The following is a 14,675-nucleotide window of genomic DNA, read 5'->3' on the forward strand; positions in this document are numbered from 1 at the left end:
AAAGTCGGCTTAGTTATTTCGCCGACCTCAATAATAATAACTACTTCACTCGTCCAAACCTGCCCCCGCCGCCGCTATGAAAGGTGAGTTCCCCTCTTCTCGCCTTTACAATCAGTTGAGCTACCTTTTCACCGATCACTGAAGCAAGCTGTTCAAATGTGGCCTCGTGTAAAATCTTCATTTCTGTTCCAAACACCTCTCGCAGATTCTGCAAAGTTTTCGGACCAAGCCCGGGAATAAAATCCAACGGAACCTGGTGGATGTATGGTGGTCTTTCCCTAGAAGATGCCGCTTGATCACGAATCTCTTCTATTCGCACTGAGACGCCTTTTGTCAACCGGGCATGCCCGCAGCCCGGACATCCCTCTACAACTGCGCCAACACCATCCACGACCTGCAAACACTCAACACAAGCGGTCCGATAGTATTTTCCAAGATGCGGATCGAGCCCGTAATTGGCTGTAATGCCTCTACCATCCCTTTCGTGCAGAGCAGCCTTTAGCTCTTCAAACGTCGGTTCCATCATGTTGATCTTCTGATATTCCCGAGCGATTTTCCCTACCGAATGGGCATCCGAATTGGAAACAAACGAATAACGGTCCAGTTCGGATAAAGCGCTTGCCATAGCGGTATTCGCACTTAATCCAAGCTCCACCGCATCGATCAGTTCAGGATCGAACACTTCTCTCAAGCTTTGGACAACACCTTTCCCATAGAGGCTCTTAAAAGGAGTAAATACATGTGCCGGAATGAATAGTCCATCCAGTTCACGCACTTTTTCCTGGATCACCACTGCATTTTCATATACACGCTGTGTGGATAGCGTGATATTTTTCAAACGTTCACTGAGCCAGCGCGAGAACTCAATCATGGTCTCACGTTTTGGAAAATAACATAATACGTGAATAAGTCCCTGGCAGTTTTCATCATGGATTTCCAGCTCTGTACCGAGAATCAGCGTTGTTTCTCCAAACTGTATCCCACCATCAGCCTGCTCATTGGCCACTCCAGCTTTCACCAAGTTTCCTAGCTGGACCAGAACTTCCGGGACATGACAGTCAATGACCCCAATCATATCCAGACCTTTGCGAGTCCGTGCCTCTTCCATCACCGCTTCAATGGTCATTTTTCTCGAAGCGGTAATTTTAACGGGTTTGCCACTTAAAGTGGAGCCCAAATGAATATGTAGATCTGTAAAATAGTCCTGCATGGAACCCTCCTACTTTCGCATCATGGCTTGCAGCTGTAGATACTGAACGGCAAAGGCTGTCTTGGCATCGTAGATTTCCTGGTTTTCTACCATCCGCTGAGCTTCCTCAAGTGTTACCTCCAACAAATCAACAAACTCATCCTCATCCAGGTGATGCTCTATGGTATCCTTCCTCAAACCGTTTGCTACAAAAAGATGCACCAGTTCATCTGCAAAACCTGGTGATGTATAGAAGGAGATGAGCGGTGTCAGAGAATCGCACGTATAGCCTGTTTCCTCCTCCAGCTCACGTTTCGCCGTCGTGATCGGTTCCTCCCCTTTTTCAAGCTTGCCTGCCGGTATCTCGACTAACACCTTTTCCATCGCCTTGCGGAACTGACGCACCATCACGATTTTATTCTCCTCTGTAATGGCGATGACAGCCACTGCACCCGGATGCTTGATAATCTCACGGCTGCTCGTATTTCCATTCGGCAAGCGCACCTCTTCCAGATATAGATCAATGATTCTTCCTGAAAATAATTTATCTTTTTTTATCGTCGTTTCCTTTAAATGATCCACGCTAAACCGCTCCTTGTTCTGATTGTCATTATTTATTCATACATTCTACCATACAAAGATTGGGAGGTAACAAATTTGCAGATCTATGTGCGTCCTAACAGTATCGTTCTGGTTGGGAAAGCCTGGGAAATCCGATCCAAACTGAAGGAATATGCAAAAAAGCACGGGACGGTTCAGGAATGGATTGATCATCTTAAAGATAATAACGCTAAATGAGGGCTCCCGTTTGCCGGGGGCCTTCTTTTTTCGTTACAATAATAAAAAGTGATTTTCAAAAAAGGAGGGAATTGTGAATGGAGAAAAACAGGTTAGGAAATTCAGATCTTCTTGTCAGTAAAATGGGTCTTGGCTGCATGTCACTTGGCACCGATGAAAAAAAGGCTGGGGAAATTATAAGAGAAGCACTGGATCACGGCATCAACTACTTGGATACCGCTGATCTCTATGATTTTGGACGTAACGAAGAAATCGTCGGACAGGCCTTGAAGGGGCAGCGTGACAAGGTCATCCTTGCCACCAAGGTCGGCAACAGATGGACCCCCGGGAAAGAAGGCTGGGAGTGGGATCCTTCAAAGGAACACATCAAGTCCGGGGTAAAGGATAGCCTAAAGAGATTGCAGACCGATTATATCGACCTATACCAGCTTCATGGTGGGACAATTGATGATCCTACGGAGGAAGCGATCGAAGCATTCGAGGAATTGAAGAAGGAAGGGTATATCCGCGAATACGGGATCTCCTCTATCCGGCCGAATGTCATCAAACGTTTTACGGAATCCTCCTCTATCGTTTCCATCATGATGCAATATTCCATGCTTGATACTAGACCCGAGGAATATCTGGATTACCTTCATGCCAACAACATCAGCGTAGTAGCAAGGGGCCCTCTAGCAAAAGGACTCCTTTCCAATACTGGGCTTGAAAAAGCGAAAGAAAAGGCTAAGGACAACGGATATATGGACTACTCTTATGAAGAGCTAGTGGTGTTGATTGGGAAACTACAAGATACGATAAAGGACCGTCCATTACAATCGGCTGCCCTTCATTATTGCCTGGCTCATCCGACAGTTGCAGCCGTAATTCCCGGAGCGAGCTCGTTGGAACAGGTAAGAGCCAACATTTCCGCTATGGAATACCCTCCATTAACGGAAAGTGAAATGGTAAAAATAAAGACTTTTCTGAAGCAGTCGCATTATGATTCCCACCTTAATTGAAAAAAGTGCCTGACATAGTTAATGTGTCAGGCACTTTTTATTTGAGACTACGAGACCACATCTCCGCTTCCTTATCGAATTGCTTGATTAGAGGCTCTTTCCCCGAAAGGTATGCCTCGCGATCCCCACCATTTTCAGTCGATAAACGGTGCTTCAAGTCGCTGTATTCCATCGCTTTTTCAGGATGAGCGATTAGATAGTCGCGGAAATTCAGGTGCCTTTCCACTTCTGGATGATCGGAAATAAAGCAATGGAGATGGTGACTGCGTCTTTTTCCGCCTTTTTGAAAATAGCGTCGCTGCGCGATTCCGTTTTCACCTTTCGCCTCATAGCCAAGCTCCAAAAGCTTTGGATTTAGCTGGTCCACCTCAATTAATGCTGAAACCTCTATTAAAATATCGATAATAGGTTTCGCTTTTATCGAAGGAATAGCCGTGCTGCCGATATGATGGATGTTCACAGCCGCTTTATCGAATACCTCTTTCAAAAGCTTCTCTTCAGTTTGAAATTGTTCCAGCCATAACGGGTTATGATCAACCACAAAATATTTCCTTGTCACTATTTGAATTCCTTCCAGTTCTGGTTGCTTTCCTCAAACAATTCTTCAAACGACTTGTTCTTCTCTTTTAGACGTTTTTCCTCTTTTATTCTGGCAGCCTCTTCATCCTTTGCCTTCTGCTCTGTCTGAACAAGCTGGTCTTTCATTGATTTTAATTTTGAAAAAACATCGTCCTGCAGCTGATCCTTCAAGGAAAGCTTTTCCTCTTTTTGCTTAGCAGGCTGTGGTTGTTGTTTTCGCTGCTTTTTCTTCATATAAGACAATCTCCTTTATATGTTTTTTAGTAGTATAGCAGAATGGTCTCCTATGCGAAATAAATTTAAGCGTGATTTCCTCTTTATAAAAATTTTCTTTTTATAATTATTATAAATAAATATTGATTTTTGTTTGAGAAGTGTTATCATTAGAAATGTACTACTAATCTATTCATTGAGGTGAAACAATTTGAGTATCAATAATAAAAATTTGACTACTAGCTGGGGTGCTCCTGTTGGGGACAATCAGAACTCCATGACGGCAGGTTCCAGAGGCCCGACTTTAATCCAAGATGTACACCTATTAGAAAAACTGGCTCATTTCAACAGGGAGCGGGTACCTGAGCGGGTAGTTCACGCCAAAGGTGCCGGTGCACACGGATACTTCGAAGTGACAAATGACGTGACTAAATATACGAAAGCAAAATTCCTATCCGAGATTGGAAAACGAACACCGCTATTCGTTCGCTTCTCCACGGTTGCAGGTGAGAATGGTTCTGCCGATTCTGTTCGTGACCCACGCGGATTTGCAGTGAAGTTCTATACGGAAGATGGAAACTACGATCTTGTAGGTAACAACACACCTGTGTTCTTCATTCGTGATGCCATCAAATTCCCGGATTTTATCCATACGCAAAAGCGCCATCCACAAACACACTTAAAGAACCCTAATGCGGTTTGGGATTTCTGGAGCCTCTCCCCTGAATCATTGCATCAAGTAACCATACTTATGTCGGACCGCGGAATTCCAGCAACCTTCCGTCATATGCACGGATTCGGAAGCCATACCTTTAAATGGGTAAATGAGGATGGAGACGGGGTTTGGATCAAGTATCATTTCAAAACAGAGCAAGGAATCAAAAACCTGACAGAAGAAGTTGGGACCAGAATTGCTGGAGAAAATCCTGACTATCATACGCAAGATCTTTTCAATTCCATCGAGAAAGGCGATTTCCCTGCATGGAAGGTATATGTACAAATCATGCCGCTTGAGGACGCCAATACGTACCGTTTCGATCCGTTCGATGTGACGAAGGTTTGGTCCCAAAAAGATTATCCTTTAATCGAAGTTGGCCGCATGGTCTTGGATAAGAACCCGGAAAACTATTTTGCAGAAGTGGAACAGGCAACATTCTCCCCGGGAACATTGGTGCCGGGAATCGATGTTTCTCCTGATAAAATGCTGCAAGGACGCTTGTTCGCCTACCATGATGCACACCGATATCGCGTAGGAGCCAACCATCAGGCATTGCCGATCAACCGGGCACGCAATGAAGTACACAACTACCAGCGCGATGGCCAAATGAGATTCGATAACAATGGCGGCGGTTCAGTATACTATGAGCCGAACAGCTATGGAGGTCCAACTGAATCACCTGAAAATAAACCAGCGGCATATCCTATTTCCGGAGTAGCGGACAGTGTTAGTTATGACCACCATGATCACTACACACAAGCCGGGGACCTATATCGCCTGCAAAGCGAAGAGGGACGCACACGTCTTGTTGCCAATATCGTCGGTTCCATGGCTCCTGTTGAAAATGATGAAATAAAGCTTCGCCAGATCGCCCACTTCTACAAAGCGGACCATGAATACGGAACACGCGTCGCTGAAGGCCTCGGGCTGAAGGTGCCACAGGAAGTTCTGTAACTTCTTGTACTAATAATATCAAACATTAACATTCTCTTTTATTCTCACTACTGTCATGGCAGGCACCAACATAATGGTGCCTGCTACAAAATCGGAAAGGAGTTGGAAACATGATCGGTCAAATCTGCAGAATCTGTGAAAAACCGGAGAAGAAATTGAAGCATACGGTGTTGTGTGGTTGCGGGATTAGGATTAAAGTGCGGAAATAGCGTTTTTGGGGGACGTATGAGCTACAAACCACTCATCTTTTTGCAAGGCGAATACCGATATAAATGGAAATTTTCATATATCAACGATTCCGGACATGATATCAACGGAAAGAAAAATTTATCAACGAGAATTTTATTTTATCGGTGAAATAAACCAGGATATCGATAAAACGCACATTCCGCCATTTTCCGACACCCAGTATTACATAAAAAAAAGAGATACCCTCTTCTAAAAAAGGCATCCCTCATCTAGTGATTCCTCGTGTTCATGGTTCCATTAAAGCAGTTGCAAGTAACCCATAACCGCAAAAACACCTATTAGAAAACCGGCACCGTTTATCCAAAAGTACGTGGCTCTCCGAACGGGTATAGCATGTACCATCGCTTTATTGATTATAATCCAGACAGGGAAAAATATTATGCTCGAAGTGATCGCGACAAAGAGGAAAAATTGAAGAAAACCATCATCCGAATTGGAATCTACTACCCAACCAATCTTTGAAAGTAGATATCTGATGCTGATCACCCAAGAGCCTGCAACGAAGTAAAACACTGCCCCAAAGATGAGGTTACAGAATGCAGAAAGTAATAACATTACGAACTATTCCGAATCCATTCATCCGACCTTCTCACAAATACAAACCATCTGATAGGCATCCTTGGATAGAGGGGTTTCTTTCAAATCCTGAAACACATGTAAAATCTTGAAGCCATGTTTTGTTAGAAGGCGCTCCATCTCTTTTGGATAGGTGTATCTTAATGTGATTCTGGTACTGGCCTCACTCTCTTTCATTCTTCTTATCGTGGTGTAATGCTGCAGCTGCTCGATCGGGTCATATTCACTTATCGTGTAGACATCCACTTTTTGCTGCGTATCCCCATCCTTGTAGCTTCTCCAATATTCTTCCGTACTTGGCTGAAGCAGCTCCTCGGAACTTGGAAACCTTGTACCGAATATGAAGATGCCTCCCATCTCCAAATGTTTGCCCACAGACTTCAGCAACATATCCTGAGCTTCATTGGTTAAAAAGTGCTGAAAGGAATTTCCGACCGTAAAGATCAAATTGCTCTTTGCTTCCAATTGAAAGTCTGTGCAATCCTGTTCTTCCCACTGAATAGGAATCAAAAGTTCTGCAGCTTTTCTTTTCGCTTCGTCAAGCATTTTCCCATTGATATCTACACCTATCATTTCAAATCCTGCTTCAGCCAAAGGGATCGTAGCTCTGCCAGTACCACAAGCAATGTCGATAATTGGCCCTTCCGTTTTGTTAGCCCACTTCAACAGGAATGGGATATCGTCTTGGAAACTCTCATTTTCCTGATCATATAAAATGGGATTATTATATTCTTCTGCATTCTCCAGAACTTTTTTCAACAATTAGTCACCGTCCATATTTTTCACTAAAATTAGATTAATTTTCCAATCATATATCTCTATACTAATATGAATCTTGCCGTCTGTCCAAATGAATCTAAATCAAACATAGATTAATCTATACCAAATAGAAAAACCGCCCAAGGATGGACGGTTTTCTTTAACGCTATCAGACTATTAATAGCCAGCTGATTTAGGATTTGGACCGTATTTGTTTGTTCCTTCTTCACTGTCAAGACACATAAACACAAGAAGAATAATCGCACCTACCAATGGAATAAGTACAATCAGGAACCACCAGCCGGATTTGCCTGTATCGTGCAAGCGGCGAATTGTTACAGCCAAAGAAGGTAAGAAAATGAATAATGAATAAAGGCCAGTTAAAATTTGTGATAAATCTGCAACAATCTCTACCACAGTCAGTGCCAAAGAAATCAAAAAGTTGATAAGAGCGAACATCCAGTACTCTTTACGTCTTGCTCTGCCACTAAAAGTAACATAATTTTTCAATACATTCGTATACCAATGCATTCCAAAATCCCCCTACAAAAAAAATAGTATTTTGTCAGTTTAAGTTGAGAAACAACTTGATTAAAAATATATCACATAATTGTAAAAATATCTCTATTAATTTTATTGATTTTCAAAGAATTTTAGAATTGTTTTTTTCAAAAGAAAATTAAATACAGCTACCTCGTGAAATGAATAATTTATACGTTTCATTAGAACAATAAAAATACATTCCGAATTTAACGCAATCATTGATATAGAAATATAGGATTAAATTAATTGGAAGAGGTTAATATTATTTATATCATTGTATTAATTGTTCTTTGGCTGAATAAGAAAAGTCATTTAAAGATGACCAATGATGCTTTCCTATCCATTTTAGCTGCATTGGTAACGAACCGATTGATTAAGCTTATTTATTTTCGGCCAAGACCTTTTGTAAAAAAACGTGTTGGAATTCTCATCCCTTCTAAAGTCGATTCTTCCTTTCCAAGTAAACATACGATACTGGTTTTTGCATTTTCTTCTACTATCTTTTTTTATAAACGTATACTTGGCTCCTTCCTATTGGGATTGTCCTTGTTAACAGGTGTTTCACGTGTTTGGGTAGGTTCTCACTATCCTTCTGACATTTTTGGCAGCGGCATTTTAGGATTCTTTATCGGTTTGATTCTCCACAAGCGATCAGAAACTTAAATTTGCGAAAATTTTGTAATAGTAATAGGTCCACACTTTTGGGGGGTGGTTTTCCATGAGAACCCGGTCTTTCCTTTTTATCCTTATGAGCAGTTTAATCATTGCAGGTGTATTCGTCGACCGCAATTTACATCAGCAAAGAAAAGCCTCAGAGATTGTACAGGTCAACAATGAGACCTCAAAAAAGGTGATTCTCCTTGTTATTGACTCATTGATGGATGAGCCACTAAAAAAAGCCATTAAGGAAAATAAAGCCCCCGCTCTAGCTTTTTTCATGAAGCATGGAAACTACAGTAACACCCTTGTGAGCTCCTATCCCACTATGTCCGTTACGATTGATAGCACTATCATCACAGGTACTTATCCCGATCAGCATAAAATCCCTGCCCTTATTTGGTTTGATACGGATAAGCAGCGGATTATCAGCTATGGAAATGGATTGTTTGAAATTCTTAAGCTTGGCCCCGCTCAAATTGCTGAGAACAGCTTGTATCATTATAATAATTCAGACCTTTCACCAGATGTCACAACTATACATGAAGAATTGGATAGGGCCGGTAAACAGTCCGCTTCCATTAATACATTGATCTATCGAGGAAATTATGAGCACACATTGAAAATCCCAAAAGCAGTCGCAAAACTTACGGAACTTCCCGTTATATACCAGACAAAAGGTCCAACATACCTATCCATGGGTAGGCTGTTACAACAAGATCCCAAGAACAAGCATATCGTGAATCGATTAGGGCTTAATGATGCCTATTCAGCACAGGAACTGATTTTTCTTTTGAAGGAAAATATCCTTCCTGCATTTACAATCCTTTATTTTCCGGAGAATGACCATCCTGTACATAAGAAAGGACCGGGGACATTAAAAGGGATTAAAGAGCTTGATCAACAGCTTCAGAAAGTGTTGAATGTATTTCCGACCTGGGAAGATGCCCTCGAAAATATGGTGTGGGTGATCATAGGGGACAGTAATCAATCTTCTGTTAACGAGGAGAAAAAAGAAGCGTTAATTGATCTAAGAGAAGCTCTTCAAAGCTACAAAGTGCTGGAACTAGGGGAAGAGATAAGTCCTAAAGACGAGCTGGTTATTACAGCGAATGAGCGTATGGCCTATATCTATTATTTGAGAGAAAAATCGGCTACAAGAGAGATCGCGTCCACCCTGAAGCTTGACTCCCGGATTGCTTGGATAGCCTGGGAGGAAGGCGGGAGCATCCATGTCATTTCCCCTGATCATAAAGGGATGCTTACCATCGCTTCCAAAGGACCCTTCAAGGATGAATATCATCAAGCCTGGTCTCTTAAAGGAAATATTTCCATTTTGGATTTGAAATTAAAAGATACTCTTATTGAGTATGGTGATTATCCAGATGCGCTAGCACGGCTATACGGAGCCATGCATAAAGTGGATTCCGTCACCCCCATCCTGGTCACGGGGACGGATAAGAGCATCGAGCAACTTCGAATGGTGGATTTGAAGGAGTGGATTTTAGAGGTTTTGAAGTAAAGCGAGGCAACCTGGGGTAAACCTGCTTCCCAATATCGCTTATGTACAAAAATTGGTTGCTTTTGCACAAAAATTTAAATATGCGATGAAATCAATCCCACTTACGCGTAAAATTCTGAAAATACGATGAAAAATCATGACAATACGCACAAAACGCAATGTCCGACATAATTCTACACACAAAAAAAGCGCCAAACCTTATAGCGCTTTTCCCTATTTCCTTTTATTGATCTGCAGACTTTTCGTTTTTTCATTCACATAGGCGTAGATAATATCCTTTACGTTCAGATTGTTGGTTTGGAGCTTTTCCATAAGCCAATCCCGCGATTTACCAAGCAGTTTCAAATTTTTATCCTGGACCCTTCCATCAATGATGACCGCTATCGGTAGTCCTTCATCATCAATCGAGATATCCAGATGCTGCACAGTCACAGGGGTATTCCCCGCCTTTGGAATAATGCTGATTTCACCGATCGGCTCAAGAATGGCATAATCAATATCGGATATGTTGGGATAGCCTTTACTTCTTAAAATGGAAAGCAGCTGTGCAATCGACACCATTGTCTTTTCCATATTATCCTCAATGATTTCTCCATTTTTTACAAGCAGAGTGGGTTCCCCCAGAAAAAATCGGTTTCCCCATTGCCATAATGTAAGCTTGGAAAAGATAATATGCAGGATCACCAAAGTGGTCAATGCGCCAAGCGTTGGCAGGAACTCCGTACTGATCAGGGGTTCGGATGCAACCGTTCCTACAATTATGATGGCCACCAGATCATAAGGGGTCATCTGGACAATCGTGGATTTCCCCATAAGCCGCATGATGGCAATTGTAATGATGTAGATAACCAAAATCTTAATAACTAAAGTCATAATTCATACCTCGGATAGCTTTTTAGGATATCATCCCCTTATTTTCATTAACTATCCGATTGGTTTTGAATCTATCTTTTCAAGATGATGTAGCCTGCTGTTTCATTAATAGGAATGCCATTTTCTTCTGCAAATTTTTCTAATCTAATTAGATGGTGTTGCGGTTTAAAGCCAACAATCCGCAACGTGAATCCCTTTTTCATTCGTATCGCAACCCCAGTTTGAATCCAACCGTACCGTTTGAACTTCATCTGGCTGATCTGTGATGCATTTACTGTTCTTTTAAAAATTGTAGTCTGGAGGAACAACATTTGGTAGGTTAGAACCGCTTTGTCTACGGTTAATTCATAGCTGGTCCCCAAAGCAACCAGAATAAAAACAAGTATTATAATATGAAAGGAAAAGAGATTAGTAGTATCAAAATTCCATGCCCATGATGCGAGTGTAAAAAATAGTAAGCTAACCAGCAATCCTCTTTGTGTCTTGGCTCGATAAGTCAATCACACCACCAGACCGATCTGTTTGTAATAGATTACGGTCGTATGAAGTGTTCCGTCAGCGGACCTTGCATAGTTCGGGATTCTTCCTACTTCTACGTATCCAAGGGAAATGTAGAGGCTGTTGGCTGCGGTTCCTTCTCTCGTATCCAGGACCAATAGTGTTTTTCCCCCACTAATGGCTTTTTCTTCAGCAACCATCATGAGCTTTCTCGCGATACCTTGTTGCCTGAATTCGGGATGTATCATCATTTTGGCGATTTCTGCCCGGTGCGCACCATTTTGACTCGAACTCTCATGGAGCTGAACGCTTCCGACCACACGATTCTCAATTCTAGCAATAAAGAGTACGATTCCAGGTTTCCTTACACGTTTCCAATACTCTACTGCAACTTCCTTTGTAATTGGCGGCAGGAATCCGATGGATGCACCCTCGACAACGAGAACCAGCATTTCTGCAAGTTCATCCAGGTAGGGATCAGTGTCTTCTATTTGTTCAATGAATAATTGATTTTTCATCTGCATTCACTCCAAAAGTTATCGGTATTATTTTCCTTTTTTCTAGTATAGCATGAATATATTTGGCAGAAAGCAGTAAGCAATTTTCTAAAAAAATAATTATTTTTTAGCATTATCATTTCGTTTGATAAAATAATCAACTCGTTTGTAAGATTTTTTGACAAATGTATTTAACTCAACATACGAAAAAGCACCCCTTTAGAATCAAAGAGTGCCAACTACCTTAATGAAACGACTTCCAAAAGTCGCCTTCCTTGTTAATAATCGATTCGATCTCCGAAAACGGAATCTCAAATGTCGGGAAACCTGCTGCAAAGGCTGCGATTTCATATGGCTGAAAGTAGATGAATAGTGACTCATTATTCACATAGAACGGCTGATCGGGGCTGATTCCTTTATATGCATCCGGGAAGTAATAGCCATCCTCCGAGGCGGCAATCTGCTTGCCGATTATCTCGCTCAGTACCTTCACATAATCGCTGCCTGGTTTGAAAAGGTCCTTTAATACATAGATACTGCCATTCTTAATATTGATTGGCACTTCAATCTGACTCGGCATCCCATGTGCTGCACCAAATGGAAAATTATAGCCGACAAGCTCCAGAATGAGCAAGGCCTTTTGAAAAAATCTCACAGAGAAGTCACCGCTATAGCTGTAGTCGAGCTGTGCATTCGGGTCAATCGGTTTTACCTGGGATTTCTTTTTCAGGACCTGATTTACGCGTTTCTCGGCATTTTCATCCTTCATTCCATCCAGTTGGGGGAAATACACCAGGTAATCCTTGTTCGGCATGTATTTTTCCTCACGAATAAATACTTTACCTGATAGGGGGATGGTGATATTTTGGGAATACACAACGTTGCCGTTTCGGGCATAATACGTTAATCGCTGGTCCACAAAGGCCTTAATGATGCTCCCTGCCAATGTAAGCGTCCCTATACCCCGAATGACAGGCAGCCCAGTCGCCCGTGTCCCCTTTTTAGTGATAAAAAAGCTCGTTTCGTCCTGAGTAACAGAGCTATAGGAGTCTTGAAAATCATTTACACTGCTATAGATAAAATCTGTCAACAACTTTCCGCTTTGGGTATCTGCAATCGCGTAAACAGAACCCAGATATGGTTCCGTTGCATTGATCGCCTTGCCAACAGATGCCCGGTTTCCCCCGAGAATATTGATATCATTATATTTAGGCGGGATGATATATGCTCCCTTTTTATCAATCAATCCGAACTCATTCTTATAATCAGTGGAAGCATTCACCACTGCCCTTCCATCCTGAAAAGGTAATGCCATGCCAAACTTCGGCTCAATGACCACCTTCCCTGCTTCATCCACATACCCCGCCTTATCCTGATACGTTTTCTGGAATGACAGCAATCCCTCGCTGTAACCGTTCATCTGCTCATAGGGAAAAGTCTGAAGCTGCTTGCCGTTAAGGTCAATCAGCGCATATTCCTTCTCCTTTACTTGAACGAGACCTCTGCCATCATTAAAGTCAAAAGCATACTGGTATTTGGGTGGAATGACCTCCTTTCCATTCAGATCCAGGTAGCCATATACGATCTTTCCGTTTTCATCAGTTATTTGAAAGACCGCTCTCCCTTCCTGAAAAGGACTAATAAATGAATACGATTTGCTCGTCAGCACCTTACCTTTTTCATTTATGATCAAAAAGCCTTTATCATCCATCGCAACAGCTCGACCTTCAGTAAAAGGCGAGATGGAGCTGTATTTTGGCTCCACGACAAAGCGGCCAGTCTGATTGATAACCCCTGCACCCTTCAGCCTGACAATTGCCAAACCATTTTCCTGAAAATCCCCTGCATCCCCATATTGAGGCTTTAACACAAACTTTCCTGACTCGTTGATATACCCCCACTTTGTCCCTTCTACCGTCCTCACCGAAGCAGGAAACAATCGTGGAACAACCCGTTTAAACCACATAGCCGCAACTCCCCATAAATAGCATTTTCCGTATTATATGGGATGGGTGGGGAATGGGTGTTTGATTGGTGTTTGATGGGAGGAAAGGGGGAGGGGATGAAAGCAAACTCATTTAAATATTGCTTAATTTCTGCGGTATTGGTAGGTCTGGGATTTTTGAGACCACCATTTTTTCATTTCCTCTGTTTCGTAGTCTCATTCCGGGATTTTGAGACCGCCATTTTTTCTTTTTCTATGTTTCGTGGTCTCAATCCGGGCTTTTGAAACCGCGATTTCTTCTTTTTCTATGTTTCGTGGTCTCATTCTGGGATTTTGAAACCGCGATTTCTTCTTTTCTCTTATTTCGTGGTCTCATTCCGCGTTTTTGATACCGCGATTTCTTCTTTTCGCTTGTTTCGTGGTCTCATTCCGGGCTTTTGAGACCGCGATTTCTTCTTTTCGCTTGTTTCGTGGTCTCATTCCGCGTTTTTGAAACCGCGATTTCTTCTTTTCGCTTGTTTCGTGGTCTCATTCCGCGTTTTTGAGACCGCGATTTCTTCTTTTCTCTTGTTTCGTGGTCTCATTCCGCGTTTTTGAGACCGCGATTTCTTCTTTTCTCTTGTTTCGTAGTCTCATTCAGGGCTTTTGAGACCGCGATTTCTTCTTTTCGCTTGTTTCGTGGTCTCATTCCGGGATTTTGAGACCGCGATTTCTTCTTTTCTCTTGTTTCGTGGTCTCATTCCGGGCTTTTGAGACCGCCATTTTTTCTTTTTCTATGTTTCGTGGTCTCATTCCGCGTTTTTGAGTCCGCGATTTCTTCTTTTCTCTTATTTCGTGGTCTCATTCCGGGATTTTGAGACCGCCATTTTTTCTTTTTCTATGTTTCGTGGTCTCATTCCGCGTTTTTGAGTCCGCGATTTCTTCTTTTCGCTTGTTTCGTGGTCTCATTCCGCGATTTTGAAACCGCGATTTCTTCTTTTCTCCTGTTTCGTGGTCTCATTCCGGGCTGTTGTGGTCTTCTGTCAAGAAAGTGGACAACACTTTAGAGAGAATTTTTTCATAATCTTCAATAATGGTGAGCTTTTCTTTACATTTTAAAGAAGCTAT

15 protein-coding genes are annotated in these 14,675 nt (G+C 42.1%); 5 read left to right on the top strand and 10 right to left on the bottom strand.

From position 1 onward, the window contains the following. Positions 1 to 40: 40 nt before the first annotated feature. Complete coding sequence (locus ACFVAD_RS10185) at positions 41 to 1,210, bottom strand: endonuclease Q family protein (RefSeq protein WP_386639035.1); 1,170 nt, start codon at positions 1,208 to 1,210, stop codon at positions 41 to 43. Between the two features lie 9 nt (positions 1,211 to 1,219). Further along, positions 1,220 to 1,771, bottom strand: coding sequence for an NUDIX hydrolase (locus ACFVAD_RS10190; protein WP_386639038.1), 552 nt, complete (start codon positions 1,769 to 1,771; stop codon positions 1,220 to 1,222). Positions 1,772 to 1,846: 75 nt separating this feature from the next. Here ACFVAD_RS10190 and mciZ point away from each other — a divergent pair, with 75 nt between their 5' ends. Next, positions 1,847 to 1,987, top strand: coding sequence for a Z-ring formation inhibitor MciZ (mciZ, locus tag ACFVAD_RS10195; protein ID WP_386639041.1), 141 nt, complete (start codon positions 1,847 to 1,849; stop codon positions 1,985 to 1,987). Between the two features lie 77 nt (positions 1,988 to 2,064). Then, entirely contained in the window at positions 2,065 to 2,985 is a 921-nt protein-coding gene (locus tag ACFVAD_RS10200) for an aldo/keto reductase (RefSeq protein ID WP_386639044.1), read from the top strand. 37 nt (positions 2,986 to 3,022) lie between these two features. Here the strand turns inward: ACFVAD_RS10200 and ACFVAD_RS10205 are convergent, their stop codons facing one another. Beyond that, positions 3,023 to 3,544 (bottom strand): GrpB family protein, encoded by a 522-nt coding sequence (locus ACFVAD_RS10205; protein WP_386639046.1) that lies wholly within the window; start codon positions 3,542 to 3,544, stop codon positions 3,023 to 3,025. Next, on the bottom strand, positions 3,544 to 3,798 hold the full coding sequence (locus ACFVAD_RS10210; RefSeq protein WP_386639049.1) for a YqkE family protein: 255 nt from the start codon (positions 3,796 to 3,798) through the stop codon (positions 3,544 to 3,546). The genes ACFVAD_RS10205 and ACFVAD_RS10210 overlap by 1 nt, the downstream gene beginning before the upstream one ends. 196 nt (positions 3,799 to 3,994) lie before the next feature. Here ACFVAD_RS10210 and katA point away from each other — a divergent pair, with 196 nt between their 5' ends. Continuing rightward, positions 3,995 to 5,449: a catalase KatA gene (katA, locus tag ACFVAD_RS10215; protein ID WP_386639114.1), complete on the top strand. Its 1,455-nt coding sequence runs from the start codon at positions 3,995 to 3,997 to the stop codon at positions 5,447 to 5,449. 825 nt (positions 5,450 to 6,274) lie between these two features. Here the strand turns inward: katA and ACFVAD_RS10220 are convergent. Next, a complete protein-coding gene (locus ACFVAD_RS10220; protein ID WP_386639052.1) occupies positions 6,275 to 7,033 on the bottom strand; it encodes a class I SAM-dependent methyltransferase in 759 nt (252 codons plus the stop codon). 177 nt (positions 7,034 to 7,210) lie between these two features. Next, positions 7,211 to 7,564: a DUF805 domain-containing protein gene (locus ACFVAD_RS10225; RefSeq protein ID WP_386639054.1), complete on the bottom strand. Its 354-nt coding sequence runs from the start codon at positions 7,562 to 7,564 to the stop codon at positions 7,211 to 7,213. 258 nt (positions 7,565 to 7,822) lie between these two features. On the opposite strand from ACFVAD_RS10225, the gene ACFVAD_RS10230 reads away from it, so the two are divergent. Beyond that, on the top strand, positions 7,823 to 8,239 hold the full coding sequence (locus ACFVAD_RS10230) for a phosphatase PAP2 family protein (protein ID WP_386639057.1): 417 nt from the start codon (positions 7,823 to 7,825) through the stop codon (positions 8,237 to 8,239). 55 nt (positions 8,240 to 8,294) lie between these two features. Beyond that, positions 8,295 to 9,755: an alkaline phosphatase family protein gene (locus ACFVAD_RS10235; RefSeq protein WP_386639060.1), complete on the top strand. Its 1,461-nt coding sequence runs from the start codon at positions 8,295 to 8,297 to the stop codon at positions 9,753 to 9,755. Positions 9,756 to 9,968: 213 nt separating this feature from the next. Here the strand turns inward: ACFVAD_RS10235 and ACFVAD_RS10240 are convergent, their stop codons facing one another. The 4 genes from ACFVAD_RS10240 to ACFVAD_RS10255 form a co-directional block, all read right to left on the bottom strand. Further along, the gene (locus ACFVAD_RS10240) at positions 9,969 to 10,628 is read right to left on the bottom strand and encodes a DUF421 domain-containing protein (protein ID WP_386639063.1); all 660 of its coding nucleotides are present in this window, start codon (positions 10,626 to 10,628) and stop codon (positions 9,969 to 9,971) included. 71 nt (positions 10,629 to 10,699) lie between these two features. Further along, on the bottom strand, positions 10,700 to 11,128 hold the full coding sequence (locus ACFVAD_RS10245) for a hypothetical protein (protein ID WP_386639066.1): 429 nt from the start codon (positions 11,126 to 11,128) through the stop codon (positions 10,700 to 10,702). Beyond that, positions 11,129 to 11,644, bottom strand: a complete 516-nt coding sequence (locus tag ACFVAD_RS10250) for a GNAT family N-acetyltransferase (RefSeq protein WP_386639069.1) — start codon at positions 11,642 to 11,644, stop codon at positions 11,129 to 11,131. A 223-nt stretch (positions 11,645 to 11,867) separates the two neighbouring features. After that, positions 11,868 to 13,589 (bottom strand): WG repeat-containing protein, encoded by a 1,722-nt coding sequence (locus ACFVAD_RS10255; RefSeq protein ID WP_386639071.1) that lies wholly within the window; start codon positions 13,587 to 13,589, stop codon positions 11,868 to 11,870. Between the last annotated feature and the right edge of the window lie 1,086 nt (positions 13,590 to 14,675).

Origin of the sequence: Sutcliffiella sp. NPDC057660 (assembly GCF_042800035.1) — a bacterium.
Classification (GTDB): Bacteria; Bacillota; Bacilli; order Bacillales; family Bacillaceae_I; genus Sutcliffiella_A.

Bases quoted from the DNA above. Each gene is read 5' to 3' on its own strand.
- ACFVAD_RS10185 (WP_386639035.1), bottom strand. From the start codon at position 1,210: ATGCAGGACTATTTTACAGATCTACATATTCATTTGGGCTCCACTTTA.
- ACFVAD_RS10255 (WP_386639071.1), bottom strand. From the start codon at position 13,589: ATGTGGTTTAAACGGGTTGTTCCACGATTGTTTCCTGCTTCGGTGAGG.
- ACFVAD_RS10225 (WP_386639054.1), bottom strand. From the start codon at position 7,564: ATGCATTGGTATACGAATGTATTGAAAAATTATGTTACTTTTAGTGGC.
- ACFVAD_RS10235 (WP_386639060.1), top strand. From the start codon at position 8,295: ATGAGAACCCGGTCTTTCCTTTTTATCCTTATGAGCAGTTTAATCATT.
- ACFVAD_RS10240 (WP_386639063.1), bottom strand. From the start codon at position 10,628: ATGACTTTAGTTATTAAGATTTTGGTTATCTACATCATTACAATTGCC.
- ACFVAD_RS10210 (WP_386639049.1), bottom strand. From the start codon at position 3,798: ATGAAGAAAAAGCAGCGAAAACAACAACCACAGCCTGCTAAGCAAAAA.
- ACFVAD_RS10250 (WP_386639069.1), bottom strand. From the start codon at position 11,644: ATGAAAAATCAATTATTCATTGAACAAATAGAAGACACTGATCCCTAC.
- ACFVAD_RS10200 (WP_386639044.1), top strand. From the start codon at position 2,065: ATGGAGAAAAACAGGTTAGGAAATTCAGATCTTCTTGTCAGTAAAATG.